We start from the raw sequence: 19731 nt of genomic DNA on the forward strand, positions 1-19731 counted from the left end.
TGGGTGGCCGGGCGGGGGACGGTGGTCAGCCGCGCAGGTCTTCGACAGCCTGCGCGAGGGCCTGCGGCACATCCGGTACGAGCGCGTGCGCGCCGTCGCGTACGACGTGCCGGCCGCCCACGATCGTGTGCCGTACGTCCGCTGCGGTCGCCGCGAATACGGCGGTCTCGGCGCCGAGTCTGGGCAGCGGCCCGGCTGTCCTGACCGAGTCGAGCGCGATCGTGGTGAGGTCGGCGAGGGCGCCCTGTTCGATCCTGCCCGCCTCGTCCCAGCCGAGGGCGGCGTGACCGTCGGCGGAGGCGGCGCGCAGCAGGGCGGCGGCGGTCCAGTGGCCTCGGCTGCGGGTGCGCAGGCGCTCGTTGAGCTCCATCGCGCGTGCCTCTTCGAGCAGGTCGATGACGGCGTGGCTGTCGGAGCCGAGACAGAGCGGGGAGCCCTCGTTCTGCAGGGCGACGGCCGGTCCGATGCCGTCCGCGAGGTCCCGCTCGGTCGTCGGGCACATGCAGGTGCCGGTGCCTGAGCCGCCGATGAGGGAGATGTCCTCGGCGGTGAGGTGGGTGTTGTGGACGCCGGTGGTGCGCGGGCCGAGCACGCCGTGCAGGGCGAGGAGCTGGGTCGGGGTGCACCCGTGGACTTCCAGGCACGCCTCGTTCTCGGCGGTCTGCTCCGACAGGTGCACATGGAGCGGGGCCCGCCGCTCCTCGGCCCACTGCGCCACGGTCGCCAACTGGTCGGCGGGCACGGCCCGTACGGAGTGGATCGCCGCACCGATCCGCGCGTGATCCCGTTCCTTGAGAACTGAACAGCGTTCGGCCCAGGCCTCCGCGCTGCCGTCGGAGAAGCGCAGCTGGTGGGTGTTGGGCGGCTCCCCACCGGGCCGGTTCGAGAGGCCGGAGGAGAGGTAGAGGGTGTCGAGGAGGGTGATGCGGATGCCGGCGTCGGCGGCGGCCGCGATGAGGGCCTCGCCCATGGCGTTGGGGTCGGCGTAGGGGGTGCCGCCGCGTGCGTGGTGGACGTAGTGGAACTCCCCGACGGAGGTGACGCCCGCGAGTGCCATCTCGGCGTACACGGCGCGGGCGAGCGCGTGGTAGGTGTCCGGGGTCAGCCTGTCGGCGAAGGAGTACATGACCTCGCGCCAGGTCCAGAAGGTGCCGGAGCCGACCTGGACGGTGGAGCGCAGGGCGCGGTGGAAGGCGTGCGAGTGGGCGTTCGCCAGCCCCGGGAGCGTCAGTCCGTGCAGGATCTCGGCGCCGGGGGGCGGGGTGGGCACGTCGGTGCGGACGGCGGTGATGCGGCCGTCGCTCACGTCGAGGGCGACTCCGGGCTCGACGTGGGTGTCGAGCCAGGCGTGCTCCAGCCAGTACGTCCGCGTGTGGGGGTGCGTCACCTGCAGACCAGCCCTTCCAGTACGTCGGCGAGTGCGAGCACCCCGGCCACGCAGTCGTCCTCGGCGGCGAACTCGGCCGGGGAGTGCGAGACACCCGTGGGGTTGCGCACGAACAGCATGGCGGTCGGGATGCTCCCGGAGAGGATTCCGGCGTCGTGTCCGGCACCGGTACCCAGGACGGGGACCGTGATGTCGGTGTCCTTGCCGAGGATGCGGGCCAGTTCGTCGCGCAGGGCGTGGTCGAACTCGACGACGGGCGTGAAGGACTCCCGGACGACGTCGAGGTCGATGCCGTGTGCCGCGGCGTACTCGCGGGCGGCGTTCTCGATCCCGCCGACCACGGCGTCCAGCCGCTCCTGGTCCTCGGCGCGGGAGTCGAGCCAGCCGCGCACGAGCGAGGGGATGGCGTTGACGCCGTTCGGCTCGACGGCGATCTTGCCGAAGGTGGCGACGGCACCGGCGAGTTCGGCCTCCCGGCGGGCGGCGAGCACGGTCTCGGCGTACGACAGCATGGGGTCGCGCCGGTCGACGAGACGGGTCGTGCCGGCGTGGTTGGCCTCGCCCCGGAAGTCGAACCGCCAGCGCCCGTGCGGCCAGATGGCACTGGCGATGCCGACGCGGTCGCCGGACAGGTCCAGCGCCCGGCCCTGCTCGACGTGCAGTTCGACGAAGGCGCCGATCCGCGCCAGCCGCTCCGGGTCCGCCCCGATGGCGTCGGGGTCGTATCCGGCGGCCTCCATGGCACGCGGCAGGCTGATCCCGTCGCCGTCGGTCAGCTTGTGGGCGTTCTCGACGGTGAGTTGCCCTGCGGTGAGCCGCGACCCGACACAGGCCAGCCCGAACCGGGCGCCCTCCTCGTCACCGAAGTTGACGATGGCGAGCGGCCTGGTGAACTCCACGCCCCTGCCGCGGAGTTCGTCGAGAGCGGCGAAGGAGGACACGACGCCCAGGGGCCCGTCGAAGGCACCCCCGTCGGGCACGGAGTCGAGGTGCGACCCCGTGACGACGGCGTCCCCGGCCCCCGGATCCCCGACCCAGGCCCACTGATTCCCGTTCCGGTCCACCTCGTACGCCAACCCGCGCACCCGGGCCTGCGCCTTGAACCAGGCCCGACACTCGACGTCGGCACCGGTCCAGGCGAAGCGCCGGTATCCACGGGACTCGGCATGCCGCCCGATGGGAAGCAGCTCACGCCACATGGCGTGGAACGAGCCGCCGGCCCCGCCAGGCAGCGGCACGCCGACAGCCGCACCCCGCCCAGACTGCAGGCCGTCACCCCGCCCAGGCTGTGGGCAGTCGTTCCGCAGGGCGGAACGGGTGGGCACAGCCGAACCCGCAGTCGGCGACGAGGCCTCCGCCCCCACCGAAGAGCTGCCGTGCCCGCCCTCAACCTGCCTCACGCGTCGTCACCCTCGCGCATGGGAACCCGCACACCCCGCTCGTCGGCGACGGTCTCGGCGATCTCGTAGCCGGCGTCGACGTGCCGGATGACACCCATGCCGGGGTCGTTCGTGAGCACACGGCGGAGCTTCTCCCCGGCCAGCTTCGTGCCGTCGGCAACAGAGACCTGCCCAGCGTGAATGGACCGCCCCATACCGACGCCACCGCCATGGTGAATGGACACCCACGACGCACCGGAAGCCACGTTGACCATGGCGTTCAGCAGCGGCCAGTCCGCGATCGCGTCGGACCCGTCCAGCATGGCCTCGGTCTCGCGGTAGGGGGACGCCACGGAACCGCTGTCGAGGTGATCGCGCCCGATGGCCAGCGGAGCCGCCAGCTCGCCGCTCGCGACCATGTCGTTGAACCGCTCGCCCGCCTTGTCCCGCTCGCCGTAACCCAGCCAGCAGATACGCGCGGGCAGGCCCTGGAAGTGGACCCGCTCGCCCGCCATCTTGATCCAGCGGGCGAGGGATTCGTTCTCCGGGAACAGGTCCAGGATCGCCTTGTCGGTCTTGGCGATGTCGGAGGCCTCGCCGGACAGGGCGGCCCAGCGGAAGGGGCCCTTGCCCTCGGAGAACAGCGGCCTGATGTAGGCGGGGACGAAGCCCGGGAACGCGAACGCCCGCTCGTACCCCGCGAGTTGGGCCTCGCCGCGGATCGAGTTGCCGTAGTCGAAGACCTCCGCACCGGCGTCCATGAAGCCGACCATCGCCTCGACGTGCCTGGCCATCGACTCCCGCGCGCGCACCGTGAACCCGGCCGGGTCCTTCGCCGCCGCGTCCGCCATGTCGTCGAAGTCGACACCCAGCGGCAGGTACGACAGCGGGTCGTGGGCGGAGGTCTGGTCGGTGACGATGTCGATGGGGGCGCTCTCGGCGAGCATGCGGGGCAGCAGTTCGGCGGCGTTGCCCAGCAGGCCGATGGAGAGCGGGCGGCGGGCGTCGCGGGCCTCGACCGCGAGCTGGAGGGCGTGCTCCAGGTTGTCGGCCTTCACGTCCAGGTACCGGTGCTCGATACGCCGCTCGATGGCACGCGGGTCGCAGTCGATGCAGATGGCGACGCCGTCGTTCATGGTCACGGCGAGGGGCTGGGCGCCGCCCATGCCGCCGAGTCCGGCCGTCAGCGTGATGGTCCCGGCGAGGGTGCCGTTGAACTTCTTCGCGGCGACGGCGGCGAAGGTCTCGTAGGTGCCCTGCAGGATGCCCTGGGTGCCGATGTAGATCCAGGAGCCGGCGGTCATCTGCCCGTACATGGTCAGGCCGAGGGCCTCCAGGCGGCGGAACTCCTCCCAGTTGGCCCAGTCGCCGACGAGGTTGGAGTTGGCGATGAGGACACGCGGGGCCCACTCGTGGGTCTGCATGACGCCGACCGGGCGGCCGGACTGGACCAGCATGGTCTCGTCCTGCTTCAGCCCCTTCAGCGTCCGCACCATCGCATCGAAGGAGCGCCAGTCGCGGGCCGCCTTGCCCGTGCCGCCGTAGACGACGAGCTTGTCGGGGTGCTCGGCGACCTCCGGGTCGAGGTTGTTCTGCAGCATCCGCAGGGCGGCTTCCTGCTGCCATCCCAGGGCACTCAGTTCCGTACCGCGCGCTGCTCGGACGGGGCGGGGTCCTGACATGGTCTGCCTCCTAGCGGATTGTTGCTGCCGTTATTCACATCCTGACGTCCTGAATAGAACTAGTCAATACATCCGCGGGCCAGCGTGGGCCCGCCGCAGATGTTTGGCTGGAAGCACAGGCACGGACGGCGAGGAACGGGGGATCTGATGGACGGCAGGGACGGCAGGGACGGCAGGGACGGCAGGGACGGGGACGGGACCGAGCGGTCGGCCCGGCGTGACGACGCGGTACGGGCCGCCGTGGAGCAGGGGCTGCTGGGGCCCGGCACTCCCATCGTGGGGCTGCTCGACATCACCGGCATCCGGGAGGCGGCCGCCGAGCTGCGGGCGGCGTTCGACGCGGTCACGGCGCCCGGCACGCCGGTGCTGCACGCGTTCGCGGTGAAGGCGACCCCGCTGGTGCCGGTGCTGCGGCTGCTGCACACGGAGGGGATCGGCGCGGAAGTGGCGAGCCCGGGCGAGCTGGCGCTGGCACGGGCGGCGGGCGTACCGCCGAACCGCACGGTTCTGGACTCGCCCGCGAAGACCCCGGCCGAGCTGCGGGAGGCGCTGGCGCTGGGCATCGCCGTCAACGCGGACAATCCGCAGGAGCTGGACCGCATCGACGCCCTGATGCGGTCGGCGACCAGCCGCTCCCCGCTGGGGATCAGGGTGAACCCCCAGGTCGGCGGGGGTTCCATCGAAGCCACGTCGACCGCGACGGCGACCTCGAAGTTCGGGGTGGCACTGCGGGACGAGGGGGCGCACGAATGGGTCGTACGGGCGTATGCGGACCGCCCGTGGCTGACGCGGCTGCATGCGCACACCGGGTCCCAGGGCATTCCGCTCTCGCTGATGGTGCAGGGCGTGGCCGAGACGTATGCGCTCGCCGAGGAGATCAACCGGCGGCTCGGGCGCCCGCAGATCGACACGCTCGACATCGGCGGCGGGCTGCCGGTGAACTTCGGCTCGGACGACACGACACCGACGTACGCGCAGTACGCGCGGCTGCTGAGCGAGGCGGTGCCGGGGCTGTTCGACGGGCGGTACGGGCTGGTCACCGAGTTCGGGCGGTCGCTGCTGGCCAAGCACGGCACGGTGGTGGCCCGGGTGGAGTACGCCAAGAGCGCGGGCGGGCGGCCGGTCGCGATCACGCACGCGGGTGTGCAGGTGGCGACGCGGACGGTGTACGCGCCGGGGGCATGGCCGCTGCGGATCGCCGCCTACGACGGCAAGGGGCGCCCCAAGGAGGGCCCGGCGGTCGTGCAGGACGTCGCGGGGCCGGCCTGCTTCTCGGGCGACCTGCTGGCGGAGGGGCGGGCGCTGCCGCTGCTGGAGCAGGGGGACCATGCCGCGGCGCTGGACACGGGGGCGTACTACTTCGCGCACCACTACGCGTACAACTCCCTTGCCCGGCCCGGGATCTACGGCTTCGCGCCGGACGGGGCCGGGGGCATCGCCTTCGCGACCGTCCGGGAGCCGCAGAGCCTCGACGAGATCGTGGCCGAGTCGGGAGGGGCGCACACGGACTCGCTCACCACCCTCCGGGCACCTGACCACCGTTGACACAAAGCCGGTGGATCTGATGGTCAACTACTCGTGAATCAAGGCAAGTTGACCCACCTTAGTATCCCGCCGCATGTTCCACCGGAAAATGCCAGAACCCTCGCCCGTCGCACACACGTTGCGTAACTTCGGCGTCACTCAGCCGAACCCCAGGCGGGAGGGGAATCACGGTGCCCGGAATCGATGAGTGCCTGCTGGAAGCGATGCGACTGCCCGGTGCCCGGGGCGCCGCGCTGATCGACTGGACCAGCGGGCTGGCCCTGGGCACCGTCGGCGAGTCCCCCGGCGGCGACCAGGAGACGGCCGCCGTGGAGGCCGCCGAGATCGCGCGGCTTGCCGCCGAGCAGCACGCGTTCGCGCCGGACGACGATCCCGACGACGGGGCGGCCGCCGACGCGGATCCGCCGGTCGAGGACCTGATCGTCAGCAATCGGGACAGCTATCACGTGCTGCGGTTCGTGGGGGCCTCCTTCGACGGCAGTGTGTTCCTGCACCTGTGGCTGGCCCGCGCGGAGGGCAACCTCGCGCTGGCCCGCATCCGGCTGGGCGAGATGGCCGAACGGCTGGTGCTGGCATGACCGCGGTCCGGACGGCCGAACCCCCGCGTCTGCCCGTGCGCAGCAAGACCGCGGCCGGCGAGCGGGGGTGGGGCGGTGTCTCCCCGATGCTGACCCGGCTGGCCGCCGAGCGTGCCACCGGCGTCCTGGTCCGCGAGCGCGGCACCCTTCACCTCGCCGAGGGCCTGGTCGTGCACGCCGAGAGCCCGTCCGCCCCCGGCCTGGGCACACTCCTCACGGCCCACGGCACACTCGCCCCCGAGGCCTGGCAACGGGCGCTCACGGAGGCGGACGACGGTCACGGAGTCGGCATCCGTCTGGTCGACGGCGGTCATCTCGCCCCCGGCGCACTGGAGTTGTGCCAGCTGACGGCGCTGTACGACGCCGCATACTTCGCCCTCGCCCCCAGCAGCACGCCCGGCCGCTTCCGCTACGGCCCCGCACCCCGGCTCGGCCCGATCCACCCGGTCCCGGTGGCCGCCCTGGAGCACGAGACGCTGCGCCGCCGTGACCTCCTCCACCGCATCTGGCCCGATCCGAGGACGGACGAGGCCCCCCTGGTCCGCGCGGACCCCGTGGCCGCCCCTGCCCTCACCCGCCGCCAGCAGACGGTGCTGGACCAGGTGAACGGCGTGCGCACGGCACCGGACATCGCCCGCGAACTGGGCCGCCCGGCCTTCCACACGCTGGTGGACGTGCGACGGCTGATGGCGGCAGGGGTCGTATCACCCCTCCTGCCCGGGCCGGCACAGCCGAAGCCACCACAGCCCTCGACTGCCCGCGGCGAGCCGCCGCCGACCGGCCCCGAACAGCTGCCGCCCGATCCCCACACCATCTTGCTGAAGAGGCTCAGGGATGCGCTGGAGGCCCTTTGACTGGTTCGAGAGGAGACACCGGATGGCTGCCGACCCCCACATCCTCGAAGAGCTGCGCCGTCTGAGAGCCCGCGTCCCCCAGCTCACCGGCGCCCTCGCGACCGGCCTCGACGGGCGCGTCCTCGCCCACGACACCCCGGGCGTCGAACCGAACGGCATGGCCGCGCTCGTCGAGACCGCGCACGGGGCAGCCGGGAAGCTGGCGGACGCGACGGGACAGGGCGAGTTCCGCGAACTCGTCGTGCGGGGTGTGTACGGCTACGTGGCGGCGTACGCGGCGGGCGGCGCAGCCGTGCTGACGCTGCTCGCCCAGGACCGCGTGAACCTCGGCCGGCTCCTCCTGGAGGGCCGCCGGGCGGCCGCCCGCATCGGCGAGCTCGACGACAGGCGTACGACACCCGCGAACCAGACCCGACCGGCCAGGGAAGCCAAGGCCGCCAAACCCGAACCCGGATCCGACCCCAAGCCCGGCCCCAAACCGGCCGCCGCACGGACCAGAACCCCGCGCGCACCACGCACCACGACCACCAACACCAACGCGCGCACCACCACGGAAAGTTGAGAGGAACCGAGGAGCACAGTCATGGCCAACACCGAAACCGCACTGAAAGAGGCGCTCGCCTCCATCGAGGGCGCCACCGGCGTCGCGCTCGTCGACTACACCAGCGGCATGGCGCTGGGCACGATGGGCGGCAGCAAGGGCTTCGACCTGAATGTCGCCGCCGCCGGCAACACCGATGTCGTCCGCGCCAAGATGCGCACCATGGAGCACCTCGGGCTCAAGGGCCAGATCGAGGACATCCTGATCACGCTGAGCGACCAGTACCACCTGCTCCGCCTGCTCAGCGGCCGCGGCGGCAACGGTCTCTTCCTGTATCTGGTGCTCGACGCCAAGAGGTCCAACCTTGCGATGGCCCGCCATCAGCTGAAGAAGATCGAGGAGGATCTCGAAGTCTGAGTTCAGCAGTCCGAGTTCAGCCGTCCGAGTTCAGACGAGTGCCGCGGTGCGGCGCCGCGCTCCGCCCGGAGCCGCGTCGCCCGCCGCGATGCCCGTGCTGCGGTACGCCTTGACGGCCTTGCCGGCCGGGCGGCCGCCGTTCGCGGCGAGCCAGTCGACCCGTACCCACAACAGGACGTCGTCGGCCCGTTCGCGCCGCCCGAGCCAGGCGGCCTTCAGCCGCAGCCCGGTGCCGCATCCGGCGAGCAGCATGCCCCCGGCGGCAGGCACCGCGAACGCGCTGCCCACGGCCGCCGCGAACGCGAGCAGCAGCCACCAGCGGTGCCCGCGGCGCCAGTTGCGCACGCTCACCGCGCGGTCCTGGAGCACGTCGTGCCTGCCGGCGCGGGCGGCCGCCCGGGCGAGCCCGGCGTACCGCCTGCGGCGGGCGTACGAGACGACGGCCGCCGCGACGATGAACAACGCCGCTCCGGTCATGACCCCGATCCGCCGGCCCGTGACCCCCGGCACCAGCACCCCGACACCCGCCGCGAACACCCCGGCCCACCAAAGGGGTGCGGCTCCGGCCCGTATGACCACAGCCACCCGGGCCAGACCCTGAGCTCTGCCCTCTCCGCGTGCCACGTCTGTTCTCCCGTCTCACCTCTGTGCGGCATCCGTGAGACGCACGCTAACGAGGCAACGTGAGACGAATCTGAAAACGCCCGCCTACTCCACGAACAGCCCCCGCGCCGCCGCCCGTGCGTCGAACTCCTCCAGGCGGGCCTGGGCGTCCGGCAGGTCGTCGCACATCGCCTCCAGCAGGACGCGGCCCAGGAGCATCGGCGCGCAGGCGGTGTCGAAGGCGAGACCCGTGCCGACGGCGGCGGGCAGGAGCAGGTCGGAGACCTTGGCTACCGGTGCGAAGGCCGAGTCGGCGACCGTGACGACCGTGAGGCCGGCCTCCTTCGCGAAGGCCAGCGTGTCCACGACCTCGCGGGGGTGCCGGGGCAGGGCGAAGCACAGCAGCGCCGTCGCACCGGCCCGTACGGCGGCCTCGATGCGGTCGTGGATCATCGTGCCGCCCTCGTTGAGCAGCCGTACGTCCGGGTGGACCTTGGCGGCGAAGTAGCCGAAGCCGTAGGCCTGGGAGGCGGCGGCGCGCAGCCCGAGGACGGGCAGCGGCCGGGAGGCCGCCAGCAGACGGCCCGCCTTCTGCACGGGCCGGGGGTCGGCCAGCAGTTCGGCGAGGTGCCTGAGGTTCTCGATCTCGGCCTCCACGGCCTGCTGGTACTCGTTGTACGAGCCGGCGTCCGCGGCCTGTTCGGCGGGGGCGACCTCGCGCAGGTGCTTGCGCAGCGCCGGGTAGCCGTCGAAGCCGAGGGCGACGGCGAAGCGGGTCACGGACGGCTGGCTGACCCCGGCCAGTTCGGCCAGCTCCACGCTGGACAGGAACGGCACGTCGGCGGCCCGCCGCACCATGCTGTGCGCGATGCGCCGCTGGGTCGGCGTCAGCCGGTGCCCCTCGAAGAGCGTCTGCAGCCGCCCCGCCGGACTGTCCACCACGCTCAGGTCCCTCTCCGTGCTCATGACCCGCTCCCCCTCCAGATGTCCGTGAACCGGTCCAGCAGTGCGGCCGCCGCCGTCACGTCGTCCGTGAGCGGCCGGTCGGTCTGGTCCTCCGCCAGCACCGACTCGGCGAGCTCCTGCGCACGGCCCACCGGCAGGTCCGGGTCGGGCCGCAGGTAGCGCTGGCGCAATGCCCGTACGGCGGCGACGAGTTCGCAGCCCACGACGAGACGGTACGCGCGGCAGGCACGCAGCGTCTGACGTGCGGCGAGCGAGGCGAAGCTGGCCTGTTCCTCGACGCCCCGGGAGAGTACAGCGTGCCCGAGCGAGGCGGGAGCGGAGAAGGCCCGCAGATCGCCGAGGGCGGCCCCGGCGGCGTACTCGAGGATCATCACGCCGGAGGAGGCGGGCACCTCGTCGGCGAGGAAGGGCCGCAGGCGGGTGAAGGCGGGCTCGTTGAGCGTGGAGAGACGGGAGGTCGACAGGCGGGCCACCTGGGTGAGGGACAGCCTGAAGTGGTCCAGGGCGAGGGCGAGCTGGGCCTGGTAGAAGCCGCCGTGGTGGTAGGCGGCCATGTCCTCGGGTGAGATGAGCGGGTTCTCGGCGGCCGCGTTGATCTCGATCGCGACGACCTCCTCCAGGTCGTCCGCCGCATCCAGTGCGGGGCCGTGGATCTGGGGCAGACAGCGGAATCCGTACGGGTCCTGGATCCGGCCGAGGGGAGGCGTGGGCCGGTCCGCCGCGCCGATCAGTTCCCGCATCTGGCGGGCGACCTCGCTGGAGCCCCGGTGCGGACGTGCGGCGTGCACGGGCGCGGCGTACGCCTCGTGCGAGCCGTCGACGGCCAGCAGGGAGAGGGCCGCGACGACCTGGGTGGCCTGCACGAGCCCGCGCAGTTCGTGCAGGGCGAGGGCGGCCTGGCCGAGGGTGAGGGCGTTGCTGCTGATGAAGGCCAGCGCGTCGTTGTTGTCGAGCTGCAGCGGCTTGGGGGCGCCCGGCTCCCGCCAGGGGTGCTCCCCGGCGAGCGCGAGGCCCGCCTGGGCGAGTGCCGCGATGTCGCCGGTGCCGACCGAGCCGAACTCGTTGACGACCGGATGCGCCCCGCTCTCCAGCGCCTCGCACAGGGCGGTGACGACGGTGGGCCTGAGGCCCGCGCCGCCCGCGAGGAGCTGGTTGGCACGGACGGCGAGCATCGCCCGCACCTCCCGCGCGGGCAGTTCCTCGCCGATCGCGCCGGCATGGCTTCGCAGCAGTCTCAGGCCGTGCTCGGCGGCCGCCTCGGTGGGCACATCCTCGTTCCGGTTGGCGCCCACTCCGGTGGAGCGGCCGTAGACGCGCCCGGTCGCGGCGATCTGCCGGGCGGCGTCCCAGGACTCCTCGACGCGCCGCATCGCCTCGCTCCCGGGGACGGGCCGCGCGGCCCCGTCGGCGAGGCGCACGACGTCCGCGACGCCCAGACCGACCCCGTCGAGGACGACGAGACCGGTGCCGCCGGAAAAGGCCGTTGGCGGCGTGTCCACGATCCGAGACGACATAAGACCCCAATCTCCCCTCAATCCGGACACTCGATCTTGCTCTTCGGTCATCCGTTACCTCGGATTAACACGAACCCGTTGACAACCTATTCAGCTACCAAGAACTCTGCATGACGTTATACAGCCGGGCAAGGGACAACTCATGATCCAGTTCGACGCGGTCCACAAGCGCTTCCCCAACGGCACGACAGCTGTCCATGACCTCTCCCTGGAAATGCCGGAAGGGGGCGTGACGGTCCTCGTCGGATCTTCCGGTTGCGGCAAGACGACCACCCTGCGGATGATCAACCGCATGGTGGAGCCGACCTCCGGGACCATCCGGGTCGGCAGCAAGGACGTCACGCAGCAGGACGCCGCCGAGCTGCGCCGCTCCATCGGGTACGTCATCCAGCAGTCGGGCCTCTTCCCGCACCGCACGGTGCTGGACAACATCGCCACCGTGCCGCTCCTGCTCGGCTGGGGCCGCAGGAAGGCCCGCGCCCGGGCCGCCGAGCTGCTGGAGACGGTCGGCCTCGCCGCCGACGCCGGCAAGCGCTACCCGCACCAGCTCTCCGGCGGCCAGCAGCAGCGTGTGGGCGTGGCCCGCGCCCTGGCCGCCGACCCGCCCGTCCTGCTGATGGACGAGCCCTTCGGCGCGGTCGACCCCGTGGTGCGCACCCAGCTCCAGGACGAACTCCTGCGCCTGCAGAAGGAGCTGAGCAAGACCATCGTCTTTGTCACCCACGACGTCGACGAGGCCGTGCGGCTGGGCGACCAGATCGCGATCTTCCGCACCGGCGGCCATCTGGTGCAGTGCGCGGCACCCACCGAGCTCCTCGCCCGCCCGGCCGACGACTTCGTGGCCGACTTCCTCGGCGCCGAGCGCGGCCTGAAGCTGCTCTCGCTGAAGACCCTCGCGGACGTCCCGCAGGGCCCGGCCCCCGAGGGCGGCGCCTGGACCCTCGTGCTCGACGAGGCACGCAAGCCCCTGCACTGGGCCGGCAAGGACGCCGAACTCCCCGTACGCCCGCTCAAGGACACCGACTCCCTGCTGTCGGCCCTCAACGAGTCGGTCGCCTCCCCCACCGGCCTGATCGCCCGCGTCGACGCGGACGGCGTCCTCACCGGCGTCTCGTCCCGCGACGACATCCACGAGCACGCCGGCCAGGCGCACACGGAAGCCCGGGTGGCCGCATGACCATCGACTGGTCGTGGATAGGCGACCACACCGACGACCTCACCAGCCTCACCGTCTCCCACCTCCAGGCCGCGCTCACCGCCGTCTTCTTCGGCGTCCTGATCTCGCTGCCGCTCGCGGTGGTCGCGCACCGGATCCGCCCCCTGCGCGGCTTCCTGCTCGGCTTCTCGAACGTCCTGTTCACGATCCCCTCGATCGCGATCTTCGTTCTCCTGCTGCCGATCAGCGGCCTGACCCGCACCACCACGGTCATCGGCCTGACGGTCTACACCCTGGTCGTGCTGCTGCGGAACACGGTCGAGGGCCTCGACTCGGTCCCCGCCAAGACCAAGGAGGCGGCGAAGGCGATGGGCACGCGCCCCCTGCGCACGCTCCTCACCGTCGAGTTCCCGCTAGCACTCCCCGTGATCATGGCGGGCGTCCGTATCGCGACGGTCATGTCGATCTCCCTGGTGTCCGTCGCGACCTACATCGGCGACGGCGGCCTCGGCCAGCTCTTCACCGACGGCTTCCAGCGCAACTTCCCGACCCCGGTGATCGTGGGCGTGGTCCTCACGATCCTCCTCGCGGTGGTCGCGGACGCGCTGCTGGTGGCCCTCCAGTACGCCCTCACCCCGTGGAAGAGGCGGCGAGCCTGAGATGTACGAACTCTTCAAGAACCTCGGCAGCTGGCTGACCAGCGGATCACAGTGGACCGGCCCGGACGGCATCGCCCACCGCCTCGCCGAGCACCTCCAGTACTCGCTGCTCGCGACCCTCATCGCGGCCGCGATCGGCCTCCCCCTCGGCCTGCTGATCGGCCACACCGGCAAGGGCGCCTTCGTCGCGATCAACCTGTCGTCCTTCGGCCGCGCCCTGCCGACCGTCGGCCTGGTCGTGCTGGTCTTCCTGGCCGGCGGCCTGTCGATGCTGCCCGTCTACGTGGCCCTGGTCGCCCTCGCGGTCCCGGCGATCGTCACCAACACCTACGCGGGCATGACGGCCGTCGACCCGGACGTCCGCGACGCCGCCCGCGGTCAGGGCATGCGCGGCCACCAGGTCCTGTTCCAGGTCGAGTTGCCCCTCGCGCTCCCCCTGATCATGACGGGCCTGCGCCTGGCGCTGATCCAGGTCGTCGCCACCGCCACGATCGCCGCCTACGTCTCCTTCGGCGGCCTCGGACGCTACGTCTTCGACGGCCTCGCCCAGCGCGACCTCGTGCAGGTGCTGGGCGGCGCGGTGCTGGTCGCCGTGGTCGCCGTACTCCTCGACCTGCTGCTCAGCACCCTCCAGCGCTTCCTCTTCCGCCACCGCACCGCCTAGGGACTTTCCGATGAACCGACGCACCCTCCTCGGCGGCCTCTTCGCCGCGGCCTCCGTCCCCGCCCTCTCCGCCTGCGCAAGCGGCATCACCTCCCTCGACGGCCAGGGCTCCGCCTCCGGTGGCGGCGGCTCCAGCAAGGGCGGAGTCACCATCGGCACCGCCAACTTCACCGAGAACCAGGTACTCGGCTACCTCTACGCGGCCGTGCTCCAGCAGGCCGGTGTGAAGGTGAAGGTCCGCCCCAACCTCGGCACCCGCGAGATCGTGATCCCCGCCCTGAAGAGCGGCGACATCGACCTCCTCCCCGAGTACCAGGGCGCCCTCCTCAACTACCTCGCCCCGAAGGACAATTCGGCGGAGCCCGGCACCATGCAGAACGCGCTCACCGAGGCGATGCCCAGCGGCCTCCAGGTCCTGCCGTACGGCCAGGCCGCCGACTCCGACTGTTTCGTCGTCACCCGGGAGACGGCCCGGAAGTACGGCCTGACCACCCTCGCCGACCTGGCCAAGCAGAACGGCAAGCTGGTCATCGGCGCCGCACCCGAGGTGAAGAAGCGCCGGGTGGGCGCGATCGGTCTGAAGGACGTCTACGGCGTGGAGTTCAAGGAGTTCAAGTCGCTCGACTCCGACGGCCCGCTGGTCAAGGGCGCCCTGAAGAAGGGCGACGTGGACGTGGCGAACCTCTTCACCACCGACACGGACATCGCCGCCAACGACTGGGTGGTGCTGACCGACCCGAAGAACCTCATCCCCAGCCAGCACATCGTCCCGCTCATCGCCGACCGCAAGGCCGACGACAAGGTCCGCGAGGCCCTCGCCAGGCTCGGCAACGTCCTGACAACCGCCCAGCTCACCCAGCTCAACAGCCAGGTCGACAACGACAAGAAGGACCCGGAGGACGTGGCCGACGCGTACGCGAAGCAGCACGGGCTCGCCTGATCAGGAGATCGAGGGATCAAGAGGGGGTATCCCCGCGGCGATGATCTGACGACGAATCAACCAAGTGTCATTAAATGGGCACTCAGGGTGACTGATCGCATGCATACGGTGAATTCGCGCTATCAGCACGACACCTGAGGATGCGTCATGGCCTCGAACCGCAGGGCCTTTCTCACCGCCACCGCCGTCGGCGCGCTGGCCGCCGCACCAGCGTCGGCGGCCCCCGCCGCCCCCGACACCCGACCCCGCCCGCCCGTCACCGCCCGCTCCGCCCTGGCCGAACTGCTCGCCGGCAACCGGCGCTACGCCACCGGTGGATCCCGCCACCCGCACGAGAGCAACGGGCGGCGGCACGCGCTGGCGGCCGGACAGCACCCGTTCGCGGTGGTCGTCGGCTGCATCGACTCCCGCGTACCGCCGGAACTCGTCTTCGACCAGGGCCTCGGGGACCTGATCTGCATAAGGACGGCCGGCCAGGTGCTGGACGAGGCGGTGCTCGCCTCCATCCAGTACGGCGTCCAGGAACTGCACATCCCGCTGGTGCTGGTGCTCGGGCACGAGCGCTGCGGGGCGGTCGCGGCCACCCTGGACCATCTGCGAACCGACGCCCCGGTCCCCGGCCATCTGGAGCTGCTGGTGGACGAGATCGCCCCGGCCGCCCTGCGCACCCGGCACCTGCCCGGCGACTGGGCCGAACACACCATGCGGGCCAACACGGTCTGGGTACGGGACGCGATCCGCGCCGACCCGGCCTTCACTTCGGCCCATGTGACGGCGGCACGCTTCGACCTCGACACCGGGCTGGTCTCCCTGCTGCCCTGACCCACCTGTCACCCCCTCACGAAGAAGACCCATGAACCCCCCTCGCTCGGCCCTCTCCGTCCTGCCCTCCCTCGCCGACCTCCGCTCCATGACCCGCGCCCCGCGCCGCGACCTCCTGTGCGGCCTCACCGTCGCCGTCGTAGCCCTTCCCCTCGCCCTCGGCTTCGGGGTCACCTCCGGGCTCGGTGCCGCCTCCGGGCTGGTCACCGCGATCGTCGCCGGGTCGCTCGCCGCGCTCTTCGGCGGCAGCGCGCGCCAGGTCAGCGGCCCCACGGGCGCGATGACCGTCGTCCTCGTGCCGATCGTCCACCACTACGGCGCCGACGGCGTCCTCACCGTCGGCCTGCTCGCCGGGCTCATGCTGCTGGGGCTGGCCTTCGCCCGGGCCGGATCCGCCATGGCGTACGTGCCCGCACCCGTGATCGCCGGTTTCACCATCGGCATCGCGGCCGTGATCGCCCTGCAGCAGGTGCCGAACGCGCTCGGCGTGCCGCTCCCGCACGGCGAGCAGGTCGCGGTCGTCGCGGCGCGGGCGGCCGAGGAGTTCGGGGCCGCCCCGCAGTGGCCGGCCCTGCTGCTCGCCCTCGGCTCGGCGGCGCTGATGCTGGCGGGTGCCCGCTGGAAGCCCACCGTGCCCTTCTCCCTCGCCGCCGTGGCCGCGGCGACGGTCGTGGCCGAGGCCCTGCACCTCCACGTCACCCGCATCGGCACGCTCCCGCCCTCCCTGCCCGCGCCCTCCCTCGCCTTCCTCGACGTCACCCGGATCCCCACCCTCCTCGCGCCCGCAGCCGCGGTCGCCGCGCTCGCAGCCCTGGAGTCACTGCTGTCCGCGTCCGTGGCCGACGGGATGCGCCCGGGCGAACGCCACAACCCTGGCAAGGAGCTCTTCGGGCAGGGCATCGCCAACCTCGCGGCCCCGCTCTTCGGCGGCGTCCCGGCGACGGGCGCGATCGCCCGCACCGCGGTCAACGTCCGCACCGGCACCACCTCCCGCCTGGCCGCCCTCGCGCACGCCGTGATCCTGGCCGGGATCGTCGCGGTCGCCGCCCCGCTGGTGGGCCGTATCCCGCTGGCCGCGCTGGCGGGCGTCCTGCTCGCGACCGCCGTACGGATGGTGGAGACGGACGCCGTACGGGCCATGGCCCGCGCGACCCACGGCGACGCCCTGGTCCTGGTCCTCACCGCGGCCTCGACGCTCGCCCTTGACCTGGTACGAGCCGTAATGATCGGTCTCGGCGTCTCCGTCCTGCTGGCCCTGCGCGCGGCCGTCCGCGGCACCCGCCTCACCCCCGCCGCGGCCGACGAGGTGCCCGGGGGGACCAGCACGGTGACGTACCGCTTCGACGGCCCGCTCCTGTTCGCCGCCGCCCACCGTTTCCGCCGCAGCCTCGCCGACGTGCAGGGCGTCGCGGCCGTGGACCTGCGCCTGTCGGGTCTGACCGCGGTGGACGCGACCGGCGCGATGGCGCTCAAGGACGTGGTCGGCGACCTCCGCGCCCGCGGCATCGAGGTCAGCATCAGCGGCGTCGGCCAGGGCCACCGCAGGGTTCTGGAGTCGTTCGGTGTCCTCCCGGTGAACCCCAGCCCCGACAGGGGGGCTATCCCCAGTGCGGTGAGCGCCCCGGCTCCCTAACGTGGGTTCCCATGACGGGAATGGAGACGGGGATGGACGCGCGGGACGCCGAGCTCAAGAAGGAACTCAACGCCACCCTGCAGGCGCGCAGGGAACTGGGCGAGGAGTACGAGTCGGCGCTGGTCGACTCGTTCCTGGAGAAGGTCGACCAGCGCATCGACGGCGCGGTCGAGCGCCGGGTGCGCAGGCAGCTCGCCGAGCAGCAGATGGTGGTGGCCCGGGGCTCCCGGGCACCGAAGCCGCCGACGGACTCCTGGGGCGAGCGCTTCGGCTTCGGCATCGTCTCGCTGGTCCTGGCGATCCCGCTGTCCGCGATCGGCGGCGGCATCGGTCATCTGGCCGGCCTGTTCATCACCTGGGCCGGCATCGTCGGCGTGAACGCCTTCTCGGCCGCCCGCGTCAACCCGAACCTCTTCGGCCGCCGTCGCCGTGCCGCCAAGGACGAGGACCGCTGGGAGGACTGACCTCACGCCTGCCGGGTCGGCAGCACCATGATCTGCCGCAGGTTGACGTGCCGGGGACGGCTGCTGACGTAGGCCACGACATCGGCGACCTCCTCGGCCGCCAGCGAGCCCAGCGCCTCGACCATCCCCGCCACCTGCTCCTGCAGCGAGTCGCTGTCGATGTGCTGCGCCAGCTCGGTCTCGGTCAACCCGGGCTCGATGTTGGTGACACGCACGTCACGCGGCCCGAACTCGCCGCGCAGGGACTGCGAGAGATAGGTGACGGCGGCCTTGGTCGCCCCGTACACCGCGTAGTTGGGGAACGTGATGTGCGCGCCGATGGACGAGATGTTCACGAGGTCCGCGGTACGGCCGTCCGCGGCCGCACCCACCAGATCGCCGGTGAAGGCGCGGATCACCCGCAGCACACCGCTGACATTGGTGTCGAGCATCCGCTGCCACTCGTCTGCCCGCCCGTCGTCGACGGGGTTCGGCAACATGACTCCGGCCGAGTTCACGACCAGGTCGACGGTCCCGTAGGCGGCGTGGATCCGCTCGACGGCCGCGTCCACCGATCCGCCGTCGGTCACGTCGGCGACCACGGCGAGCGCCTGCCCGCCGTTCGCCCGGATCTTCTCCACGATCCCGTCCAGCCGTTCCCGGCGCCGGGCCAGCAGCGCGACCCTGGCGCCCTGCGCGGCCAGCAGCACGGCAACGGCCTCGCCGATCCCGCTCGCGGCCCCGGTGACGACAGCGGTACGGCCGGCCAGGTTCTCGTACGACATGAGTGCTCCTCCGCAAGGAAGTCGCCCGGGCGTTTCCCGGCGACACCGACCACCCTGCGCCGCGGCCGCGGCCCTACCCAGGGATGAGCTTTTCCTGGGTCTGCCAGTACCAGGTTCGAATTCCGCCCCTCCCCTACGATCGAACCCATGGACGGGGACCTCGGAGATTTCCTGCGCTCGCGCCGCGCCCGCATCCGGCCCGAGGAGGTGGGGCTGGCCTCGCACGGGCGGCGCCGCGTGCCCGGCCTGCGCCGCGAGGAGGTGGCGCAGCTGGCAGGTGTGAGCGTCGACTACTACATCCGCCTGGAACAGGGCCGCGGTCCGAGCGTCTCGGACGCGGTGCTGGACGCCATCTCGCGCGTACTGCGACTGGACGACGAGGAGCACGCGTACCTGTACGCGGTGGCCCGGCCGCAGAAGAAGCGCGAGCGGCGCCGGGCCGCGCCCCGGGTCCGCCCCGGCATCCAGGTGCTGCTCGACGGCATGGCGCACAACCCGGCGTTCGTCCTCGGGCCCGCCATGGACGTCCTGGCCTGGAACGCGCTCGCCGACGCCCTGAGCGGCTTCAGCCGGATGCCGCCCGCCCGGCGCAACGTCGTCCGCCACCTGTTCCTGGACCCCGACGGCCGTACCGTCTACCCCGACTGGGCCGCGGTCGCCGCCCAGACCGTCGCCCACCTGCGGCTGAACGCGGGCGCCCGCCCCGACGACCCCGGCCTGCGCGAACTGGTCGGCGAACTCTCCCTCAAGAGCGAGGACTTCCGCCGTCTGTGGGCCGACCACCAGGTCAAGGCCTGCATGTACGGCGTCAAGCGCGTCCGCCATCCGGTCGCGGGCCTGCTGACCCTCCCGTACGAGTCCCTGTCCCTTCCGTCGGAACCGGACCAGACGATCGTGGCGTACACACCGGAGCCGGGCTCGGAGACGGCGGAAAGGCTTGCCCTGCTGGGGAGTTGGGCCAGTACGAGCGCATAGCCGCGCCGAAAAAGATATGCGCGGGGACCGCCGCACCCCCGTTGCCGGGGGGCGGGACGACGGCGGTCCCCGCGAGGGACGTCGACCGGGTCAGGCCAGGTCTACGTCCGGGCGTCCATGGAGGTCCGGGAGCCGCTCCGGAGGTCCTTGGACGTTTCGGTGCCGGCCGGGGCGGGGAGCCGCTCCCG

At 72.1% G+C, this 19731-nt stretch carries 20 protein-coding genes; 13 read left to right on the forward strand and 7 right to left on the reverse strand.

Going from position 1 to position 19731, the window contains the following annotated elements:
- Positions 1-25: 25 nt before the first annotated feature.
- The 3 genes from IH68_RS0131430 to hutU all read right to left on the reverse strand — a co-directional run bounded on the left by IH68_RS0131430 (position 26) and on the right by hutU (position 4448).
- Positions 26-1387 (reverse strand): formimidoylglutamate deiminase, encoded by a 1362-nt coding sequence (locus IH68_RS0131430; protein WP_030941738.1) that lies wholly within the window; start codon positions 1385-1387, stop codon positions 26-28.
- On the reverse strand, positions 1384-2586 hold the full coding sequence (locus IH68_RS0131435; protein WP_030941740.1) for an allantoate amidohydrolase: 1203 nt from the start codon (positions 2584-2586) through the stop codon (positions 1384-1386). The genes IH68_RS0131430 and IH68_RS0131435 overlap by 4 nt, the downstream gene beginning before the upstream one ends.
- Positions 2587-2783: 197 nt before the next feature.
- Entirely contained in the window at positions 2784-4448 is a 1665-nt protein-coding gene (hutU, locus tag IH68_RS0131440) for a urocanate hydratase (RefSeq protein ID WP_030941742.1), read from the reverse strand.
- A 147-nt stretch (positions 4449-4595) separates the two neighbouring features.
- Here hutU and IH68_RS0131445 point away from each other — a divergent pair, with 147 nt between their 5' ends.
- The 5 genes from IH68_RS0131445 (at position 4596) to IH68_RS0131465 (ending at position 8383) form a co-directional block, all read left to right on the forward strand.
- Positions 4596-5993 carry a diaminopimelate decarboxylase gene (locus tag IH68_RS0131445; RefSeq protein WP_051833837.1) on the forward strand — a complete coding sequence of 466 codons (1398 nt, stop codon included), beginning with the start codon at positions 4596-4598 and terminating at the stop codon, positions 5991-5993.
- Between the two features lie 170 nt (positions 5994-6163).
- Positions 6164-6571, forward strand: a complete 408-nt coding sequence (locus tag IH68_RS0131450; RefSeq protein ID WP_030941746.1) for a hypothetical protein — start codon at positions 6164-6166, stop codon at positions 6569-6571.
- On the forward strand, positions 6568-7425 hold the full coding sequence (locus tag IH68_RS0131455) for a hypothetical protein (RefSeq protein WP_030941748.1): 858 nt from the start codon (positions 6568-6570) through the stop codon (positions 7423-7425). The genes IH68_RS0131450 and IH68_RS0131455 overlap by 4 nt, the downstream gene beginning before the upstream one ends.
- A gap of 22 nt (positions 7426-7447) precedes the next feature.
- Positions 7448-7987: a roadblock/LC7 domain-containing protein gene (locus IH68_RS0131460; protein WP_030941750.1), complete on the forward strand. Its 540-nt coding sequence runs from the start codon at positions 7448-7450 to the stop codon at positions 7985-7987.
- A gap of 21 nt (positions 7988-8008) precedes the next feature.
- A complete protein-coding gene (locus IH68_RS0131465; protein WP_030941752.1) occupies positions 8009-8383 on the forward strand; it encodes a hypothetical protein in 375 nt (124 codons plus the stop codon).
- A gap of 30 nt (positions 8384-8413) precedes the next feature.
- Here IH68_RS0131465 and IH68_RS0131470 read toward each other — a convergent pair whose 3' ends face one another.
- The 3 genes from IH68_RS0131470 to IH68_RS0131480 form a co-directional block, all read right to left on the reverse strand.
- Positions 8414-9007 carry a hypothetical protein gene (locus IH68_RS0131470; protein ID WP_030941754.1) on the reverse strand — a complete coding sequence of 198 codons (594 nt, stop codon included), beginning with the start codon at positions 9005-9007 and terminating at the stop codon, positions 8414-8416.
- Positions 9008-9091: 84 nt separating this feature from the next.
- On the reverse strand, positions 9092-9952 hold the full coding sequence (locus IH68_RS0131475; RefSeq protein WP_030941756.1) for a MurR/RpiR family transcriptional regulator: 861 nt from the start codon (positions 9950-9952) through the stop codon (positions 9092-9094).
- The gene (locus tag IH68_RS0131480; protein ID WP_030941759.1) at positions 9949-11466 is read right to left on the reverse strand and encodes an aromatic amino acid ammonia-lyase; all 1518 of its coding nucleotides are present in this window, start codon (positions 11464-11466) and stop codon (positions 9949-9951) included. Before IH68_RS0131480 ends, IH68_RS0131475 begins: the two co-directional genes overlap by 4 nt.
- Before the next feature lie 142 nt (positions 11467-11608).
- Between IH68_RS0131480 and IH68_RS0131485 the strand changes: the two genes are divergently transcribed.
- The 7 genes from IH68_RS0131485 to IH68_RS0131515 all read left to right on the forward strand — a co-directional run bounded on the left by IH68_RS0131485 (position 11609) and on the right by IH68_RS0131515 (position 17804).
- Positions 11609-12643 (forward strand): ABC transporter ATP-binding protein, encoded by a 1035-nt coding sequence (locus IH68_RS0131485; protein ID WP_030941761.1) that lies wholly within the window; start codon positions 11609-11611, stop codon positions 12641-12643.
- Entirely contained in the window at positions 12640-13281 is a 642-nt protein-coding gene (locus IH68_RS0131490) for an ABC transporter permease (RefSeq protein ID WP_030941763.1), read from the forward strand. Before IH68_RS0131485 ends, IH68_RS0131490 begins: the two co-directional genes overlap by 4 nt.
- Position 13282: 1 nt before the next feature.
- Positions 13283-13945, forward strand: a complete 663-nt coding sequence (locus IH68_RS0131495; RefSeq protein ID WP_030941765.1) for an ABC transporter permease — start codon at positions 13283-13285, stop codon at positions 13943-13945.
- Positions 13946-13955: 10 nt separating this feature from the next.
- Complete coding sequence (locus IH68_RS0131500; RefSeq protein ID WP_030941768.1) at positions 13956-14885, forward strand: ABC transporter substrate-binding protein; 930 nt, start codon at positions 13956-13958, stop codon at positions 14883-14885.
- A 147-nt stretch (positions 14886-15032) separates the two neighbouring features.
- Positions 15033-15707, forward strand: coding sequence for a carbonic anhydrase (locus IH68_RS0131505; RefSeq protein WP_030941770.1), 675 nt, complete (start codon positions 15033-15035; stop codon positions 15705-15707).
- A gap of 31 nt (positions 15708-15738) precedes the next feature.
- Positions 15739-17340 carry a SulP family inorganic anion transporter gene (locus IH68_RS0131510; RefSeq protein ID WP_030941772.1) on the forward strand — a complete coding sequence of 534 codons (1602 nt, stop codon included), beginning with the start codon at positions 15739-15741 and terminating at the stop codon, positions 17338-17340.
- 32 nt (positions 17341-17372) lie between these two features.
- Entirely contained in the window at positions 17373-17804 is a 432-nt protein-coding gene (locus IH68_RS0131515) for a hypothetical protein (RefSeq protein WP_030941774.1), read from the forward strand.
- Positions 17805-17806: 2 nt separating this feature from the next.
- Here the strand turns inward: IH68_RS0131515 and IH68_RS0131520 are convergent, their stop codons facing one another.
- Entirely contained in the window at positions 17807-18568 is a 762-nt protein-coding gene (locus IH68_RS0131520) for an SDR family oxidoreductase (RefSeq protein ID WP_030941776.1), read from the reverse strand.
- 147 nt (positions 18569-18715) lie between these two features.
- Between IH68_RS0131520 and IH68_RS0131525 the strand changes: the two genes are divergently transcribed.
- Positions 18716-19543, forward strand: coding sequence for a helix-turn-helix transcriptional regulator (locus tag IH68_RS0131525; protein WP_030941778.1), 828 nt, complete (start codon positions 18716-18718; stop codon positions 19541-19543).
- The last annotated feature ends 188 nt before the right edge of the window (positions 19544-19731 follow it).

It is taken from the genome of Streptomyces sp. NRRL S-646 (genome assembly GCF_000720765.1).
GTDB lineage: Bacteria > Actinomycetota > Actinomycetes > Streptomycetales > Streptomycetaceae > Streptomyces.

What these genes read in the sequence shown, in the direction of transcription:
- IH68_RS0131435 (WP_030941740.1), bottom strand. Translation starts at nt 2,586, where the DNA reads ATGTGGCGTGAGCTGCTTCCCATCGGGCGGCATGCCGAGTCCCGTGGA.
- hutU (WP_030941742.1), bottom strand. Translation starts at nt 4,448, where the DNA reads ATGTCAGGACCCCGCCCCGTCCGAGCAGCGCGCGGTACGGAACTGAGT.
- IH68_RS0131445 (WP_051833837.1), top strand. Translation starts at nt 4,596, where the DNA reads ATGGACGGCAGGGACGGCAGGGACGGCAGGGACGGCAGGGACGGGGAC.
- IH68_RS0131455 (WP_030941748.1), top strand. Translation starts at nt 6,568, where the DNA reads ATGACCGCGGTCCGGACGGCCGAACCCCCGCGTCTGCCCGTGCGCAGC.
- IH68_RS0131460 (WP_030941750.1), top strand. Translation starts at nt 7,448, where the DNA reads ATGGCTGCCGACCCCCACATCCTCGAAGAGCTGCGCCGTCTGAGAGCC.
- IH68_RS0131465 (WP_030941752.1), top strand. Translation starts at nt 8,009, where the DNA reads ATGGCCAACACCGAAACCGCACTGAAAGAGGCGCTCGCCTCCATCGAG.
- IH68_RS0131475 (WP_030941756.1), bottom strand. Translation starts at nt 9,952, where the DNA reads ATGAGCACGGAGAGGGACCTGAGCGTGGTGGACAGTCCGGCGGGGCGG.
- IH68_RS0131480 (WP_030941759.1), bottom strand. Translation starts at nt 11,466, where the DNA reads ATGTCGTCTCGGATCGTGGACACGCCGCCAACGGCCTTTTCCGGCGGC.
- IH68_RS0131485 (WP_030941761.1), top strand. Translation starts at nt 11,609, where the DNA reads ATGATCCAGTTCGACGCGGTCCACAAGCGCTTCCCCAACGGCACGACA.
- IH68_RS0131490 (WP_030941763.1), top strand. Translation starts at nt 12,640, where the DNA reads ATGACCATCGACTGGTCGTGGATAGGCGACCACACCGACGACCTCACC.
- IH68_RS0131495 (WP_030941765.1), top strand. Translation starts at nt 13,283, where the DNA reads ATGTACGAACTCTTCAAGAACCTCGGCAGCTGGCTGACCAGCGGATCA.
- IH68_RS0131500 (WP_030941768.1), top strand. Translation starts at nt 13,956, where the DNA reads ATGAACCGACGCACCCTCCTCGGCGGCCTCTTCGCCGCGGCCTCCGTC.
- IH68_RS0131505 (WP_030941770.1), top strand. Translation starts at nt 15,033, where the DNA reads ATGGCCTCGAACCGCAGGGCCTTTCTCACCGCCACCGCCGTCGGCGCG.
- IH68_RS0131510 (WP_030941772.1), top strand. Translation starts at nt 15,739, where the DNA reads ATGAACCCCCCTCGCTCGGCCCTCTCCGTCCTGCCCTCCCTCGCCGAC.
- IH68_RS0131515 (WP_030941774.1), top strand. Translation starts at nt 17,373, where the DNA reads ATGGACGCGCGGGACGCCGAGCTCAAGAAGGAACTCAACGCCACCCTG.
- IH68_RS0131520 (WP_030941776.1), bottom strand. Translation starts at nt 18,568, where the DNA reads ATGTCGTACGAGAACCTGGCCGGCCGTACCGCTGTCGTCACCGGGGCC.
- IH68_RS0131525 (WP_030941778.1), top strand. Translation starts at nt 18,716, where the DNA reads ATGGACGGGGACCTCGGAGATTTCCTGCGCTCGCGCCGCGCCCGCATC.